We start from the raw sequence: 337 nt of genomic DNA on the forward strand, positions 1-337 counted from the left end.
CTTTTGGTACCACTTTTGCGGGGCGCCTCATTGTTTTTTTTTGAGGATTATAATATATAATATTATTGAAATATTTTATTTTAAAAAAACAAATGGAGGTATAAAATGTATAATGAAGGAATGTCTAATGTTTCATCAGGAATGATAACAGTATTAATTGTATTTTTAGTAGCTTTAGCAGTTTTCTTTGTTGTCCTTTTTTACAAATGGGGATATAGTTGCGCAATGAATAACAAAAACATTGTATTGACTTTAATCGTGACTTTTTTATTAGGTGGTATCATTTGGTTTCTTATCGGTTATGTGGTTGGAACTAATAGAAAAACAAGGCAATTAA

Annotated in this window: 1 protein-coding gene; it reads left to right on the forward strand. The window is 28.2% G+C overall.

Annotated elements, in window-relative coordinates; genetic code table 11:
- Positions 1–105: 105 nt before the first annotated feature.
- On the forward strand, positions 106–337 hold a 232-nt coding region (locus tag RI01_RS00030; RefSeq protein WP_152411619.1), incomplete at its 3' end, for a hypothetical protein.

Source organism: Italian clover phyllody phytoplasma str. MA1 (assembly GCF_000300695.1).
Lineage (GTDB): Bacteria > Bacillota_I > Bacilli_A > Acholeplasmatales > Acholeplasmataceae > Phytoplasma.